This window comes from Pedobacter terrae (assembly GCF_036946585.1).
Lineage (GTDB): Bacteria > Bacteroidota > Bacteroidia > Sphingobacteriales > Sphingobacteriaceae > Pedobacter > Pedobacter terrae_C.
In genome coordinates, this window is sequence record NZ_JAQIIV010000002.1 from 117,023 (window position 1) to 131,376 (window position 14,354).

Below are 14,354 nucleotides of genomic sequence, written 5' to 3' on the forward strand. Positions count from 1 at the left end.
CCATAAATATGAATGTAGTTTGGTCAAAAAAGGCTGATGAAATTTTAAATAAAGGAATTTCATTGGATTCAATAGGAGTAAAGAATTGGGGATTATCCAGGGAAGCAGCTCTAAAATCATTAGATCAATTCTTGTATTATAATATAGCTGTACTTGGAGGAGATGTGTGCGAATCTGAGAATGGTGTGATTAAATATAATTACGATAATTGGTATTGTGATAGAAATCTAGGTGAATCGGATGCTGACTTCATTGTTAGAAGTATTCAAGTTGCAAGAGATTATATTGAAAAATATAATGTGCTAAGCACTAATCAAATATTATTTGTCATTGTTCCCGAAACATGAGTTTAACAGCCAAAGCCATCGGAGATATTAGGTCCTAATTGGTCTTAGCGTCTGGCCAAGACGAAAATGTAACTTAGATAACAAAGCCCATCAGAATGTTGGGCTTTGTTATTTTTGCAGGAGTTCAAAGTTTAATTAGCCTGGCTTTAATGGCTCCAAAAGTCCGTGAATGAAGTTTGGCGAGCTGGGTAATCTTGATGCCTTCATTAAAACGTTCTGCCAGCAGTTTATCTTCTTCTTCGCTCCATGCTAAACCCTGGTTGCCTTTTTCGGCAAGGTTTCGAGTTGGTTAATAGCGAAGGAAAGTGCGCTTATGATTTCGGGCTGGTTATACGGGCTGTCTGCAGGAAATACCTCACCGGTTGTGGGGTCGATAGCTGCCGAAGCCGGAGGATCTCCAGGTGTCGATTGTTGTTCTGCATTGGCTTTTTTAGCTTTAAAATCTTTTATAAGCGCCTTGCCAACCGCTATGAGTATGACCATGTTGGTCGCAAGATCGCCACTTTTGAAAACATCAACAACCAGGGAGATATTGCGCTGAATCACCTCGAATACAACGAGATCGGCCAGCTGACCAAAAAGAACCTGCATAACGATAGCCAGGCCACTACCTTTGCCTATAATGAGCGTGGCTGGATGAAGAACAGTATCTCTGATCAGTTCAGCATGAAACTCGATTACCAGGACGGTAATGCACAGGGTTACAACGGTAACATCACCAAGCAATACTGGGACTGGACAAATACAGTCAATCCAACGGGAAACATATTTAACTATGGTTACGATAAACTGAACCGGTTGGGAACAGCGGCCACAGTGGCGGGTGTTTCGATGAACGAAGTTTTGACCTATGATGTAATGGCAATATTAAAAGCCTTAACCGCGACAATGCAGGCATCAAAACGTATAACTATGATTTTGGCAACAGGCTGAAGAATGTTGGTAGTTTGACCTTAAGGGACTATGAGTATGATGCCAACGGGAATGCCGTTAAGGATGGTCTAACCAAAATTGATTTTACCTACAACTACCTGAACTTACCGGCAACCGCCACAAGAGCAACCGGCACTGCAGTTAATTTGGCATATACTTACGATGCTGCGGGCAACAAACTGGCCAGGAACAGCAGTGGCTCGGTGAGGAATTATATTGATGGGATAGAATACAAGCCAGATGGTACCACTATTGATATTATCCATACTGAAGAGGGGATAGCCCGCAATAACAATGGCAGTTACAGTTATGAGTATAACCTGAGTGATCATTTAGGTAATATAAGAGCTACATTCTATAAAAATCATGTAACCAATCAGTTGGAGATTTTACAGCAAGACAACTATTATGCTTTTGGATTGAGGAAAGAACCGGTTGCAAAAGCTGGCCTTAACAAGTATCTTTACAATGGGAAGGAGTTGCAGGAAGAGCTTGGGCAATATGATTACGGCGCTAGGTTCTATGATCCGGTAATTGGTAGGTGGAATGTGATTGATCCTAAAGCAGAGCTTGGAAGAAGATGGTCCCCATACAACTATGGTTTTGACAATCCCATTTACTTTTTAGATCCTGATGGTATGTGGCCTGGGGAAGGGTTTCTTAGTGATGCATGGAGCTCAGCACAAAAGTCTTTTAAAGGATATTATTCGTCTGCGATTCGTGCTGTCCAAAGTATCCCATCTCAAGTTAAGAGTTTGGGACATATGTCTACTGGGCAATTAGCCAAAACTTACGTAAAGACTTATGCAAAAGCACTGCCGATAAATGTTGTAATTAATAATGCCAAAGACGTTGTTCAAGGAGTAAAGGCTCTCGCAAGTGGCGATGGAAAATCATTTGGTGATGCGGTTGGGCGTCAGGCAGCAAATACAACAACAGCAGTTGTGACAGAGGGAGCGAATTCATTAGTCGGTAAAGCTGTCGGTACATTAAAAACTATATCTACTGGGAGTGCAGCTGCAGATTTATCAGGCTTAGAAATAAAATCATTTGCGGATTTAGCAAATGATCCAGTTAAGATCTGGGGTAAGTCTGCCGAGGAGGTCGCTACTGGTCTAGGACCAGGCTGGACACAGGGTACTCTAAATGACGGGTCGTCAGGATGGAAATTTTTACAGGATGGTAAAGATGGGTTTGTTTCATATACCGAAGGTAATCCAAGACATGGTAATTCGGAATATTATAAGGTTAACAGTGGACAAGGTAAAAACAAAGTTGTTGGCGGAAATTATAAACCAACTACAAATGACAAATCAAAAATAATAAATGTCGAGAATTAAAAAATGATTGAATTATTAAAAGTATATGACTTGTTAGTAGATGTGTTAATTATGGTTTGCCCAGATTTTAATATAATTTCAGATAGTGAGATAGAAGATTATTTAAGTGAACTAGAAGGTGATTATTATACTTTCTTTGATATGATTAATTTACTGCCATTACAACAAGCTGGAATGTTGACTAAAGATCAAATGAATAATATAGCTGAACTGAAAAATGTTATTAGTAAAATTCCTGTAGCTTTGTGGAATAAAGATGCTTTTAGGAAAGATATTTATTGGGAGGAAGCAAGGAAACACTCAAATGATATTTTGAACTCACTTGGAGTGTCCAAAAGACAAGTATAATGGTGAAAGCCTCTTTTCGATCTTCGCATCTTATTACGACCTTAACATAAAAACATATTCTAAGCCTGGCAGTTTAAAAATTGCCGGGCTTTGTTATTTCTGCAGGAGTTCAAGTTTAATTAGCCTGGCTTTAATTACTCCGTAGGTACGGGAATGTAGTTTGGCGAGTTGGGTAATCTCCAATCTGGTCTTAGCGTCTCGCTAGACCAAAATATTATCTAACCCGACATTATACTTACGATGCTACGCAACAAACTGGCCAGGAACAGCAGTGGGACGGTGAGGAACTATATTGATGGGATAGAATACAAACCTGATGGTACAACGATCGATATTATCCATACCGAAGAGGGTATTGCACGCAGAAGCGGGAATAATTATATTTATGAGTATAACCTTTCCGATCATTTAGGTAACGTACACTACAGTTTTAACCAGAATGGAACCAAGTATGCAGTCAGATGACTACTATGCATTCGGTAAACGTAAAACGCCTGCGTTTTTAAGTTCAACAGATAATAAGTACCTTTACAACGGCAAGGAATTGCAGGAGGAGTTAGATGGACAGTATGATTACGGCGCTAGGTTCTATGATCCGGTGATCGGGCGTTTTAATGTTGTAGATGCACTTTCTGACCATCCTAATCAAATTGATAAATCTCCATATGCTTATGGGTGGAACAATCCGGTAAACCTTAAGGATCCTGATGGTAACTGTCCGATCTGTCCAATAATATGGGCTATCGCCGAAGGGGTTTCTATTTATGAGGCAGCGGTTGGGACAGCAGCTGTAATCACTGCGGCTATTGTCATCAATAATGGAAGAAATTACATCAATAATAATAACCGTTATTCACTTCAAAGAGATGATTATACCTCAAGTGGTATTGACTATAGCAAGGCTATTGTTAAAAGTAGTAATTCTTCAAAATCTTCCGATAAGAAAGGTGATACTCCTGAAAATCCAGAGGCGACCAGTAGAGCAGCCCGACGTGGCGCGATGCGGAAAGCAGGTTTTCCTACAAGTCAGCCTTTACATAAAGATAAGGATACAAAATCGGAAGATGCAGTACTTCTAGATAGAGATGGCAACGATACGGTTCAAGATGCTAAAAATGACGAAAGCCATAAAGGTCAACCACATTGGGAAGCTGGTAAAACAAAAAAGATCCAACAAAACCCGATGGATTAAATCGAAGTGGAAATGGTAGATCATAAACTAATAAGCCAAGAATGGAACAACCTAAAGGTAAAGTATATTACAAGCCATAAATTGATAATGTGAATTAAGGATTGAAGGATTTCTGAAAATAATGTTTGACAAGTTGTTAATCCAAATTAAGTGTTTAACGCTTTGTCAGCTTTTAAAATTATATATAAATATATTAGATTATTTTGAATTAGTAATTAGTGGCTAAATTTTAAATGATGGGTAGTTCTAAACTAGATTTTTTAATAAGAAAAAATAAAGGGAAAAAGGTTTACAATAAATATAAACAACTCTTTCTGGATGCGGGCTTTGTCGAGAAAGATATCAAATATGTTGACTTGGAAACTTCAGATAAAATAATAGCTAACATTAAACAGATTTTTCCGCCAATCGAAGAGAAAACTGAAATGTTAATTGATAGTGAAGATACAGTAAGTTCTAAATTATTATCAATAGCATTTAGTGGTAGTGATAATCTTGCAGAATGCTACATGTTTTCTGATGACTATGATATTTGTGGAATGTATCTTGCTAAATCGAATTTTGTTGAAAAATTTTGTTTAAATGTTGCAAAATATGGTTATAGTAATACGTGCTTCATAGTTGATGAAAATTTTAAATTTTCGATGACAATAAATTATGATAGTATTATTAATTCTGAATCAATAGGAAGTTTCGATATTCATCTTAAGGAAAATAAGAGAACTATTGAAACGTAACGAATACGTATTTACCCGCGCGGTTTAGCGTCTTTCTAAGGCGTAAATGTAAATCTCCAATCTGGTCTTAGCGTCTCGCTAAGACCAAAATATTATCTAACCTGACATATACTTACGATGCTGCTGGCAACAAACTGGCCAGGAACAGCAGTGGCACGGTGAGGAACTATATTGATGGCATTGAATAGAAATCAGACGGCACAACAATTGATATTATTCACACTGAAGAAGGCATTGCCAGAAATAGTAGTGGCGTATATAGTTATGAATACAATTTGAGCGACCATTTGGGTAATGTACGGGTAACTTTTAAAAAGAGCCCTGTAGCTCCATATGCTTTAGAGGTAATACAGCGTGACGATTATTCACCGCTAGTTTATATTTTTAACGGAGTTCATGAACTCGGCTGTGCCTCGGTTATTACGCTTTCGGTTTAAGAAAAGTAGGCTCTCCAAATTCCAATGTAAATAAGTATCTTTACAATGACAAGGAGTTGCAAGAGGAGTTAGGACAGTACGATTACGGCGCTAGGTTCTATGATCCGGTGATTGGGAGATGGAACGTGGTTGACCCGATGTCAGAGCATTCGGAGAGTCTAAATCCCTATCACTATTGTTCTAATAATCCGATGAATAGGATAGATCCCGATGGTAAATGCGACCAGCCAGATTGCCCACACAGAGCAACTATCGGTGACACCCCTGATGCAGCAAATTTTGGTATTCAAATAGGAGCATTGTTTGTGAATGGCTATCGCGCTTTGAAGACCCTCGCTTATAGTGCTGTTGCTAAGACCGACCCTGGAATGAAATGGGAGGCAATTGAAGTACAGGATAAAGAAGGTAATTATTCTTCTGAAATGAGACAAGTACCTAGTGAAGGAATTGGTAAGGACATGCTAGGACACTTGGTAAATGGTATCGAAGTTGCTGCACCACTTAGTATGTTGGGTAAGGTTACAACAGGTGTAATGGTTGCAAAAGCGCAATCTGAAGGAATGACGACAAGTGTTGCAAACAAATTAATTAAGGAAGCAACATCATTAGAAGCCCAGGCAAAGAAAATATCTACGGAATTAAATGGAGGAAAGAATTCTGTAACAATTAAAACGGAGAAAGGAGCAACTCATTTTGATTTACAGGGAGCATCACATAAAGGTTCACCGACACCACATGTTCAATATAGTCATAAAAATGTAAATACAAGAACTGGACAGACTTTTCTTAACAAAGATAGAGGGCCAGCAACACCAATAACACAGGAACAGATAAGGTTAATTAGAAAATTTCTTGAAAAACAAAATTAATTATGAAAAAAAGTATGAAGCCAGAAAGATACATTTGGAATGAAAGAGACTTTAATGATCTGGGATGGCATGATAATAGAATTCGTGCTCTGCTTTTTGAAAAGGATTTTGTCTTCAGTCTTTCTCTTGATTATATCTACAAATGGGAGAAGAACTTTAAAGGTTATTGGGTTGCTCCCGCAAAGCTTTCTTTTCAAAATGTTTCGGACTTAGAAATCAAAATCTCATTTCTCGATATGTCTGATTTAATAGCTGAAGATATATCAAGAAGTAAGAAAAGAAATACCCCAAATGGCTTACTGATAGAAAATGAATATGTTGTCAAAACAAATGTTGGTAGCATTAGTTTTTTTTCTACAGGGTTTGAACTGGAACTTAAACGGGATCCGGAATTTTCTCAAAGTCAAGATATTCAAGAGTGATATCCTAAGCTGGCGCACGCGTGTGAGAGATGAATATAATTGTAGCAAAGCCTGTTGATATAAAAGGAGGGCACTGAAAAAGTCCTATATCGAAAAGGGATAAATGGAGTATAAAACTAGTTTTTGTACTCCTTTTTTTGTATTTTAAAGGTATATTATTACTGCTTTTAAGATGCTTCTTCACCAACAAAAAATCCAGTTAGTGAGTTTTCCAAGCTTTATGAGCTGATTATTCCCAAGGAGAATTTACTGCGCAAGATTAATGAGCTTATAGATTTTAGCTTTATCTATGATGAACTAATAAGTAAGTACTGCCCTGACAACGGGCGTAAGGCAGAGAGTCCGGTACGCATGTTCAAATATTTGTTATTGAAGACGATCTATAGCGTTTCGGATGTTGATGTGGTAGAGCGTTCCCGCTACGATATGTCCTTTAAATATTTTCTGGAGATGTCCCCTGAAGAGGAGGTGATAAATCCAAGCTCGCTGACCAAGTTCCGCAAGCTTCGTCTTAAGGACATGGATCTTTTAAACCTGCTGATTGGAAAAACCGTTTCTTTAGCCCTGGAAAAAGGTATTATTAAATCCAGGTCCATCATTGTCGATGCTACACATTCACTTTCAAGATCCAACCTGTACTCACCTGTTGAGGTACTCAGGCAACGTTCAAAGTTGCTGCGAAGAGCAGTATATTCAATGGATGATGATTTCAAAACCCGGATGGCCGAGAAGAATGAATCAAATGATATCCTAAAGGAAATAGAATACTGCAATAAACTACAAAAACTTATCGAGTCTGATGAAGCACTAAGTGAAATCCCTGTAGTAAAGGAGAAACTGAACCTATTGAAGGAAACAGTTGAAGATACCGGGGAGAATTATGCAATATCCAAAGATATGGATGCCAGGATTGGCCACAAAACAGCCGAGCAATATTCAAACCTGTTTTTTCAGGGTTAGGTGCACTACTAAGCAGAATCGGAGTGGGGGCAGCAGAAACTGCAGGAGCTGAAATGACAACCGTAGTTCGTTGGATGTCTAAAGCGGAATATGAGACAATGTCGGCAAGCGGTCAAATGGTTGAAGGTGCCGGAGGGCAAACCTTTGTGGCTACTGGTGGCCCTAGTGCATTCAATGCTGCAGCAAAGGGTTCTTTTTATGCAGAATTCCAAGTCCCGACAAACAGTCTTTTGCAGGGTGTAAAAAGTGGATGGTTTAAAGCAATGAGGCCTAATGCTGGTAAGGCAATGCAAAATGCTTTACAAAAGCAAGGAGGTCAGTTGTTACCTAAGGTTGAAAATCTTTCGCCAATTTTAAAAGTTAAATAAAATGAAAGTAATAAAGGATATTGAATGGTTCAAAAATAAAATTGAGCCAAAACTTGTTAGATATAAGCTGGAGTATAAATCCTTTAAGAATGGTGATTTTGGTTCACTAAATCAAGTCGAGTTTAACTCGAGTCAGATAGGTGGTAATATTGATTTTTGGGAATTGGGTTGGATTGGTTTCTTTGTTTGGGATTATCAAAAGGAAAAACAATTATTGAATATCTTGCTTGAGCCAAATCAAGAAGAAGAAAAAGAGAAAGTGTTTGAAGAATTGCAACATCTTTTATTATAGTTTAGCGAGTAGAACCCTCAAAATAAGGGTTCTACTTCTTTAAAAGTTTATTATAGATGTTATAGTTTTCTGCGTCATAACAAACAAAAATTACTTTCTTGATTTTGTCCGTAGCATGTAAAAAGCTTGAAACTACTTTAATGGCAATTTGAGCTGCTTTATTTTTAGGAAAGTGGTAGATTCCTGTACTTATATTTGGAAAAGCTATCGTTTGTATTTGATTCTCTAATGCAAGTTTAAGGCTATTATAATAAGAAGATGATAGCAAATTTTCTTCATTACTTTTTCCATTATTCCAAGCAGGTCCTACGGTATGAATAATAAACTTCGCAGGAAGTTGGCCGCCTGTTGTTATAACAGCGTCTCCCACCTTACAGCCACCTTGTTTATTCCTAATTCTTTGGCATTCTTCAAGTATTGATTTCCCGCCGGCCCTATGTATAGCGCCATCAACACCACCGCCACCAAGTAATGACGAATTTGCAGCATTTACAATAGCATCTACTTTCATTGTTGTAATATCACCTTGTATTAATTCAATCATCCTGGTTTAAATTAGTTTGACCTGAAGTTGTTGTTTATTTCTTTATTAACCCAAGTTTAATTAGCCTCGCTTTAATTGCTCCATAATTTATGGAGTGCAGTTAGCGAGCTGGTAAGCTTGATGCCCTCATCGAAACGTTGTGACAGCAATTCATCTTCTTCTTCACTCCAGGGCATTCCCTGGTTTCCTTTTTCGGCTACTGCCCTAAGTTCATCAAGTGCAAAGAATAATGCCCTGATGATTTCGGGGTGGTTGTATGGGCTATCTGCAGGGAATACTTCTCTGGTTATGGGGTCGGTACCAGCGGCCAGGGCCTGGAGAATCTCCAGATGTCTGTTGTTATCCTGCATAGGCTTTTTTAGCTTTAAAATCTCTTACAATTGCGTTAATTACAAGGAACACCTGTGTTTTATCTTCTTCAGGAAGTTTTGCCACTTCCTGTATCCGGTTGAGGGTAGAGCTGTCAAGTTCCATATCTGTTTTGCCCACGAGGTAGTCGAGCGAAACCTCAAGGGCATCGGCCATACGTATCACGACCTCGATAGAGGGCTTTACCTCATCCCTTTCGTATCGGCCAATGATGTCGCCCGATGTTTGTACAATCTTACCAAGTTCGGCCTGGGAAATCTTCTTTTCTTGCATAAAGTGGTGATGTGCTGTCTTAAAGTCATATTAAAGTAATTAACTGATATTGTAATTGAGCGGTTGAATAAAGATAGCTATATAAATAGGATATTGAAACCCAACTTGCCCGTAGTTTTAAGCGTTAGGTCAAGAATTAGCAGACTAGGGACTAATTAATAAGGTCTGTTTTAAACTGTTGTCAGGTAGGTAAGAGTTCGAATTATAAAGGTAGAATCAATGGGATAGTCGAAGCTTTTTAAAGCATACAGTCTTTCGGTCACTTCCTAACACGGAACATGCACTAAATTAATAGGTAGTTAAGATGAAAAAAATGTGGTTATGGATCGGTATAATTATAATAATTGCCCTTGGAATCTATATTTTTTATCCAATTGATAAACTCATTATAGCACGCAATGATAAACCTTTGGATCGGAAATATGCTGCGTTTCAGGAAATTAATAAGCATTACAGATCAAATGTTTTCGAGGTAAGTCTGGTTGCCCAGGTAGTGGTTTCAAGCTTGGCATCTCCTAATCCCATTCGTATTTTTTCGTCAGTCAATAATCAAGTGATTATAGATTGCGACGCGACGGTTGATGAGGAAACAAAGTATGATAACCGTTATTATAAAATAGATAAAACAGGAGCAATTACTGACTCTATTTACGTGGCTGGTAATGGCTATTGGACACAATTCATAGATGATTTTATGGTTTATACCAGCGACAAGCATGCCTATTATAATACTTGGCCGCTTAATGGTGATGCCACCAAGCGTAAAGTGATTGAGCTAAATGCTGATTCGAGCTGGACTAATGAAAAGGTTGAAGCCACGATTAATAAAATAAAAACTAGCGCCAAATATTGGTTTTTTAACTCAGTTGTAAATAACGACGTTAAGTACAGGCAAATCTATTTTTACGCTGATGAAAAGTGGCAATTGTTATGGCAAAAAATGGAAGGTTATATGAATGTGCCGGATGAGGAAAGTAGCAGTAGGTATCGTAAAGATGTTTTTCGCAGTGGAGAAGTAAGTTTTGAAATACCGAAAAATGTTAAACTCCTGCATTTTCATCCAAAAGAAAAGATGAAATATTACCACATTATCGGTGGTGGCGACGGTGGCTTCGGTGTTTACAATTGGCGTGGTCAGGGATTTTTTGAAACCCATATTGCAGGTAGGAATTTTGAATTTATGGTTCCTGATTTGGTGGTAGAGAAAGAGAAGCACAATGGATATACGCCACATTTATACCAGGTTTGGGAAGCTGGATCTTCCGCTGAACTTTATAATCCTGCCTTTTATCACTCGCCGAATGGTTTTTCATTCTACGCGCCAAACTACAGGCAGTTATTTCTGATAAAGGCAAAGTAAAATTTCAAAATCCATCATCGCCAACAGAAAAAAGAAGCGTTAAAATATGCTCATTTAAAGTTTTATTTCACCAATATGAGTTCACCTGATGGGTTAAATTTATAAATAAAGCTGTTCAATCGTGCTCCACGTTTACATTTGGTAATAAGCCATTTATTTGCCTGATCAACTTTTAAATTATTCAAAAGGCCGCAACCTGTATTATTTGGTTCTTTAAGCCTTGTGAATTTTTTGATTGATGGATTATAGATGAAAACATCGTACGAAAGGTTTTGGATATTACCATTGGATGTTTCAAAAGAAATATCATCTATGCCGTCAAAATTGTAATCCTTAATTCCTATCCTTCTGGCTTGGTTCTTATCCAAATGGTTTAAAAGGAATTTTACTTTGCTGCCATCAGGGTATACGAAGATTAGATTATCATCATAGAAGGCATTGTAATATACTTTTATATCTTTTAAAAGAACCATTTCCTTTCCATCATAAAATTCATCATCTTTGATCAAATCGAATTTAAATTTCTTACCGTCTTTAAATCGGATATAATAAATGTCATCGACATTTCGAGGCCACTCGGTAATGCCATATTCACCTGTAGCTTTGCCCTTATACATTTCGGTAAACCTGTAAGTGTGAAAATCAGGCTGACCGCTCTCTCTTTCAGAACTATCAACATCACTTGTTTTTAATTTTAATGGAATAGGTTCTTTCTGCCCTTTGTACCATACAAAAGCACCTTTAGGGTGTTGAAAGCCAAATGTAAATGCTATAGGTTTCGTTGTACCAACAGATCTGAATTTCATTTGTGCAGTTGTAAAAAGGGGCATAAAAAAAGCAATAGCAGCAAATATTTTAAACATTATCTTTTAAAGCTTGGGTTATTTTAACTCTTTTTTACACTGGTTTTATTTGATCCGATGGTAAAGGTAAAAGCGCTGCCTACGCCAGGGGTAGACTGCACACTGATCTCACCACCTAGTTTCTCTACCAAAAGTTTTACAGTAGCAAGGCCAATTCCTGTTCCACTTTGGGCGAAACGGTCAGATGTGTTCAGGGTGACATTCCTTTGAAAGATACGCTCCAACTCTTCTCGTCTGATGCCCATCCCATTATCACTAACGGTGATGTTGGCTAGGCCGTTGACAATTATACAATCTATCTGAATAAGGCAAGTCTGTTTGTCATTGTACCGTACAGAGTTGGTTAATAGGTTGATCAGGATCTGCTGTAGTGCAATGGCTGAAGTGCTGATCTCGGTTCCGGCTTTAGGATAATTGATCTGTACATTTTCAGGAATACTAAGCATTGATACCGTTTTTCGCAGAAAGCTACCAAGTTCAATAAGTTCGTGTTGGGCTGTCAGGATTTCTGGCCTGATAGAATACTCGAGCATGTCGTTAATGAGTTTCCCAAGGGCTTTTATACCATTAAAGCTAACCAATGCCAGTTTGTAACCTTTTTGATCACCGCTACTGTACAAATGTTTGGTTAATAGTTCCGTGCTCATTGAAATGGTAGTTAACGGGTTTTTGATATCATGTGCAGCGGTGGTGGCGAACTGTTGCATAAATTGATTGGTCTCTGCAAGGCGTCTGTTCGTTTCACAAAGCAGCAACAGTTTTTTTCTCATTTCCATCTGTGCAATTACCTGTTTGCCCAGTACCTTGAGCGACCATAACTGCCGCTCGTCAAGCGTTCTTGGAACCGTATCGATCACACATAGCGAACCGAGCGGCATCCCTTCCGGAGTCATTAGCGAAACTCCGGCATAAAATGCTATATTAGGATCGCCGGTAACCAAGGGGTTTTCTGCAAACCGTTGATCTTCCTTTGCATTACTCACCACCATAAGCCCAGTTGGGTCAATGATGGTATGTGCACAAAAAGCGTGCTCACGCGGTGTTTGCTGAACGTCGATGCCGAGTTTGCTCTTAAACCATTGGCGCGAACTGTCTACCAAAGTAATCAGTGCAATAGGTGTTCCACAGATCTGTGAAGCCATCTGAGTCAGCTCATCGAAATCTTCTTCGGCCAGGCTATCCATAATCTGATAAGATTCTAGGGCCTGTAGCCGCTGATTTTCATTTTCGTGAAGTTTTGCTATGTTATCCAAATTATGTTTAATTGTAGCGTTAAATTTTTAATTTGTGTTTAGCTTCTTGTTGCTTTGAGCTTTCCACTTTTTTGATACTGCTGCGTTTTAATGTTCTCCCACATAATCAGTTTGTCCTCGATTCTGGAAAATACACGGATATCTCCATCTTGAGAAATAACAATACCCAAGCTGCCAGGGTGTGCCCAGCAGTAGGCAATCATGGAGCGGTGCCTGGTACCAAAGTGTTTCGGATCTGTAGGTGCCAATGATTTTGGTGTTGCGGTGGCGGTGGACGAAATATAGATTTTTCCAGGCATCTTTTTCGAGCGTATTACGCCTCCAAATCCCCGTGCCACCATATCCTGTCCAAATAATACCACACCATCTACACAGCTTTGCGAGGCGATGAAACTCACCGAACCTTTAATTTCGTTGGCTACTTCAGTTTTGGCATGCAGGGCGATAGTTTCCTGCTCATAGAGTAATTTAGTTACCGTTTGTTTGCCCGAAGCCAGCCGCTGGTCGATCCTGTTTTCTGTTATATAGCTGTTGATGGTCTGCTTTAGATAAGCACTGATGGCTAGTTGCAATCTCTTATAGTTTACCGCATATTTGATATCAACATCGCTGCTATCTCCTGAGATCAGCAACGCGCCGCCATGATGATAATTTTGGATTTTTAGCAAAAGCCTGGATAATGTTTGGGTCCATATACTGTCTACAAATTCTTCCCAGTCTGCAAAATCTTCCCCTGGATGCGATGCGGCCAGAAAGTCTTTAATTTCTTCCCTGATTACACCGGCGTTTTTTCTGATGATTTTAGATACTGGCCCGATGGTAAATACATCCAGGTAGCGGGTAACCAGTACGTTTTGTTTTAAGGTGGCCAGCAGTTCATAGTCAAACATTACCTTTAGTGTAGCAATATCGTCTATAAATACCTGAAACAATCCAGGTTGCTCCGATCCCGATTCGGATTCATAGTTCAGAAAACTCTGGTAGTGCATGGCCTGATCGATCATTCCCCAGATAAATAATTTTCCATTTTGATCATAATAAATGGCAAGGGAGGTACCAGATGGGTCGGCTGCCTTAGAAAGTTTAGCCAAAGATCTGATGTCGAGCGGAATGTGCTGGGTAAATTCTACACAGCTCCATCTTTCAGAAACGATTTTTCTCGGCGGAGTAGGATCAGGGTTAGCAGGATCAATCAGCGTTACGGCTACCTTGGTCAATTCGCCCTCTTCTGTCCTCATTGAAGTATAGAAAAGACATTCGAAAAGATCTTCGAGAACAGTTAATGGGGGAGTAGCTAAGGCCAGTCTGCTGTGGTTAAGCTTGGCATGAATATGCGCCGCAAGGTCCGTTGTTTTTGATTTTTCCTCAATCATTGCCTGATAGCGCTCGTTATAGGGTTGGATTTAGGATATACAACAGCAAATGATGTAATGTGTTTTTTTTACCA

19 protein-coding genes and 2 pseudogenes are annotated in these 14,354 nt (G+C 38.9%); 14 read left to right on the forward strand and 7 right to left on the reverse strand.

Annotated elements, in window-relative coordinates; all coding sequences use genetic code 11:
* Positions 1–8 precede the first annotated feature (8 nt).
* Positions 9–347: an Imm40 family immunity protein gene (gene imm40, locus PGN18_RS03010; protein WP_335317881.1), complete on the forward strand. Its 339-nt coding sequence runs from the start codon at positions 9–11 to the stop codon at positions 345–347.
* A 249-nt stretch (positions 348–596) separates the two neighbouring features.
* On the opposite strand, the gene PGN18_RS03015 is transcribed toward imm40, so the two are convergent.
* On the reverse strand, positions 597–938 hold the full coding sequence (locus PGN18_RS03015; protein ID WP_335317882.1) for a hypothetical protein: 342 nt from the start codon (positions 936–938) through the stop codon (positions 597–599).
* A gap of 45 nt (positions 939–983) precedes the next feature.
* On the opposite strand from PGN18_RS03015, the gene PGN18_RS03020 reads away from it, so the two are divergent.
* The 12 genes and pseudogenes from PGN18_RS03020 to PGN18_RS03070 all read left to right on the forward strand — a co-directional run bounded on the left by PGN18_RS03020 (position 984) and on the right by PGN18_RS03070 (position 8,245).
* Entirely contained in the window at positions 984–1,280 is a 297-nt protein-coding gene (locus tag PGN18_RS03020) for a hypothetical protein (RefSeq protein WP_335317883.1), read from the forward strand.
* 14 nt (positions 1,281–1,294) lie between these two features.
* On the forward strand, positions 1,295–2,620 hold the full coding sequence (locus PGN18_RS03025) for an RHS repeat domain-containing protein (protein WP_335317884.1): 1,326 nt from the start codon (positions 1,295–1,297) through the stop codon (positions 2,618–2,620).
* Between the two features lie 3 nt (positions 2,621–2,623).
* Entirely contained in the window at positions 2,624–2,968 is a 345-nt protein-coding gene (locus PGN18_RS03030) for a hypothetical protein (RefSeq protein ID WP_335317885.1), read from the forward strand.
* Between the two features lie 240 nt (positions 2,969–3,208).
* Entirely contained in the window at positions 3,209–3,433 is a 225-nt protein-coding gene (locus PGN18_RS03035) for a hypothetical protein (RefSeq protein ID WP_335317886.1), read from the forward strand.
* Positions 3,408–4,160, forward strand: coding sequence for an RHS repeat-associated core domain-containing protein (locus PGN18_RS03040; protein ID WP_335317887.1), 753 nt, complete (start codon positions 3,408–3,410; stop codon positions 4,158–4,160). The genes PGN18_RS03035 and PGN18_RS03040 overlap by 26 nt, the downstream gene beginning before the upstream one ends.
* 233 nt (positions 4,161–4,393) lie before the next feature.
* Entirely contained in the window at positions 4,394–4,897 is a 504-nt protein-coding gene (locus PGN18_RS03045; protein ID WP_335317888.1) for a hypothetical protein, read from the forward strand.
* A gap of 406 nt (positions 4,898–5,303) precedes the next feature.
* Positions 5,304–5,489 (forward strand): annotated as a pseudogene (locus PGN18_RS22335) (RHS repeat domain-containing protein); the annotation flags it as partial.
* A 36-nt stretch (positions 5,490–5,525) separates the two neighbouring features.
* Positions 5,526–6,203 (forward strand): polymorphic toxin type 24 domain-containing protein, encoded by a 678-nt coding sequence (locus tag PGN18_RS03050; protein WP_442955334.1) that lies wholly within the window; start codon positions 5,526–5,528, stop codon positions 6,201–6,203.
* Positions 6,204–6,205: 2 nt separating this feature from the next.
* Complete coding sequence (locus tag PGN18_RS03055; protein WP_335317889.1) at positions 6,206–6,625, forward strand: hypothetical protein; 420 nt, start codon at positions 6,206–6,208, stop codon at positions 6,623–6,625.
* Positions 6,626–6,797: 172 nt separating this feature from the next.
* Positions 6,798–7,555 (forward strand): annotated as a pseudogene (locus tag PGN18_RS03060) (transposase); the annotation flags it as partial.
* A gap of 53 nt (positions 7,556–7,608) precedes the next feature.
* A complete protein-coding gene (locus PGN18_RS03065; protein ID WP_335317890.1) occupies positions 7,609–7,953 on the forward strand; it encodes a TreTu family toxin in 345 nt (114 codons plus the stop codon).
* A 1-nt stretch (position 7,954) separates the two neighbouring features.
* Positions 7,955–8,245, forward strand: coding sequence for a hypothetical protein (locus tag PGN18_RS03070; protein ID WP_335317891.1), 291 nt, complete (start codon positions 7,955–7,957; stop codon positions 8,243–8,245).
* Between the two features lie 31 nt (positions 8,246–8,276).
* Here the strand turns inward: PGN18_RS03070 and PGN18_RS03075 are convergent, their stop codons facing one another.
* The 3 genes from PGN18_RS03075 to PGN18_RS03085 all read right to left on the reverse strand — a co-directional run bounded on the left by PGN18_RS03075 (position 8,277) and on the right by PGN18_RS03085 (position 9,431).
* Positions 8,277–8,789: an O-acetyl-ADP-ribose deacetylase gene (locus PGN18_RS03075; RefSeq protein ID WP_335317892.1), complete on the reverse strand. Its 513-nt coding sequence runs from the start codon at positions 8,787–8,789 to the stop codon at positions 8,277–8,279.
* 71 nt (positions 8,790–8,860) lie between these two features.
* Positions 8,861–9,139: a hypothetical protein gene (locus PGN18_RS03080; RefSeq protein WP_335317893.1), complete on the reverse strand. Its 279-nt coding sequence runs from the start codon at positions 9,137–9,139 to the stop codon at positions 8,861–8,863.
* A complete protein-coding gene (locus PGN18_RS03085) occupies positions 9,129–9,431 on the reverse strand; it encodes a helix-turn-helix domain-containing protein (RefSeq protein WP_335317894.1) in 303 nt (100 codons plus the stop codon). The genes PGN18_RS03080 and PGN18_RS03085 overlap by 11 nt, the downstream gene beginning before the upstream one ends.
* Before the next feature lie 304 nt (positions 9,432–9,735).
* Here PGN18_RS03085 and PGN18_RS03090 point away from each other — a divergent pair, with 304 nt between their 5' ends.
* Entirely contained in the window at positions 9,736–10,791 is a 1,056-nt protein-coding gene (locus tag PGN18_RS03090) for a hypothetical protein (protein ID WP_335317895.1), read from the forward strand.
* Between the two features lie 62 nt (positions 10,792–10,853).
* On the opposite strand, the gene PGN18_RS03095 is transcribed toward PGN18_RS03090, so the two are convergent.
* From PGN18_RS03095 to PGN18_RS03105, 3 genes are read right to left on the reverse strand one after another with little or no spacing between them, the layout of a single operon-like run.
* The gene (locus PGN18_RS03095) at positions 10,854–11,654 is read right to left on the reverse strand and encodes an XAC2610-related protein (RefSeq protein ID WP_335317896.1); all 801 of its coding nucleotides are present in this window, start codon (positions 11,652–11,654) and stop codon (positions 10,854–10,856) included.
* A 23-nt stretch (positions 11,655–11,677) separates the two neighbouring features.
* Complete coding sequence (locus PGN18_RS03100; RefSeq protein WP_335317897.1) at positions 11,678–12,907, reverse strand: sensor histidine kinase; 1,230 nt, start codon at positions 12,905–12,907, stop codon at positions 11,678–11,680.
* Positions 12,908–12,945: 38 nt separating this feature from the next.
* On the reverse strand, positions 12,946–14,280 hold the full coding sequence (locus tag PGN18_RS03105) for a putative sensor domain DACNV-containing protein (protein WP_335317898.1): 1,335 nt from the start codon (positions 14,278–14,280) through the stop codon (positions 12,946–12,948).
* Between the last annotated feature and the right edge of the window lie 74 nt (positions 14,281–14,354).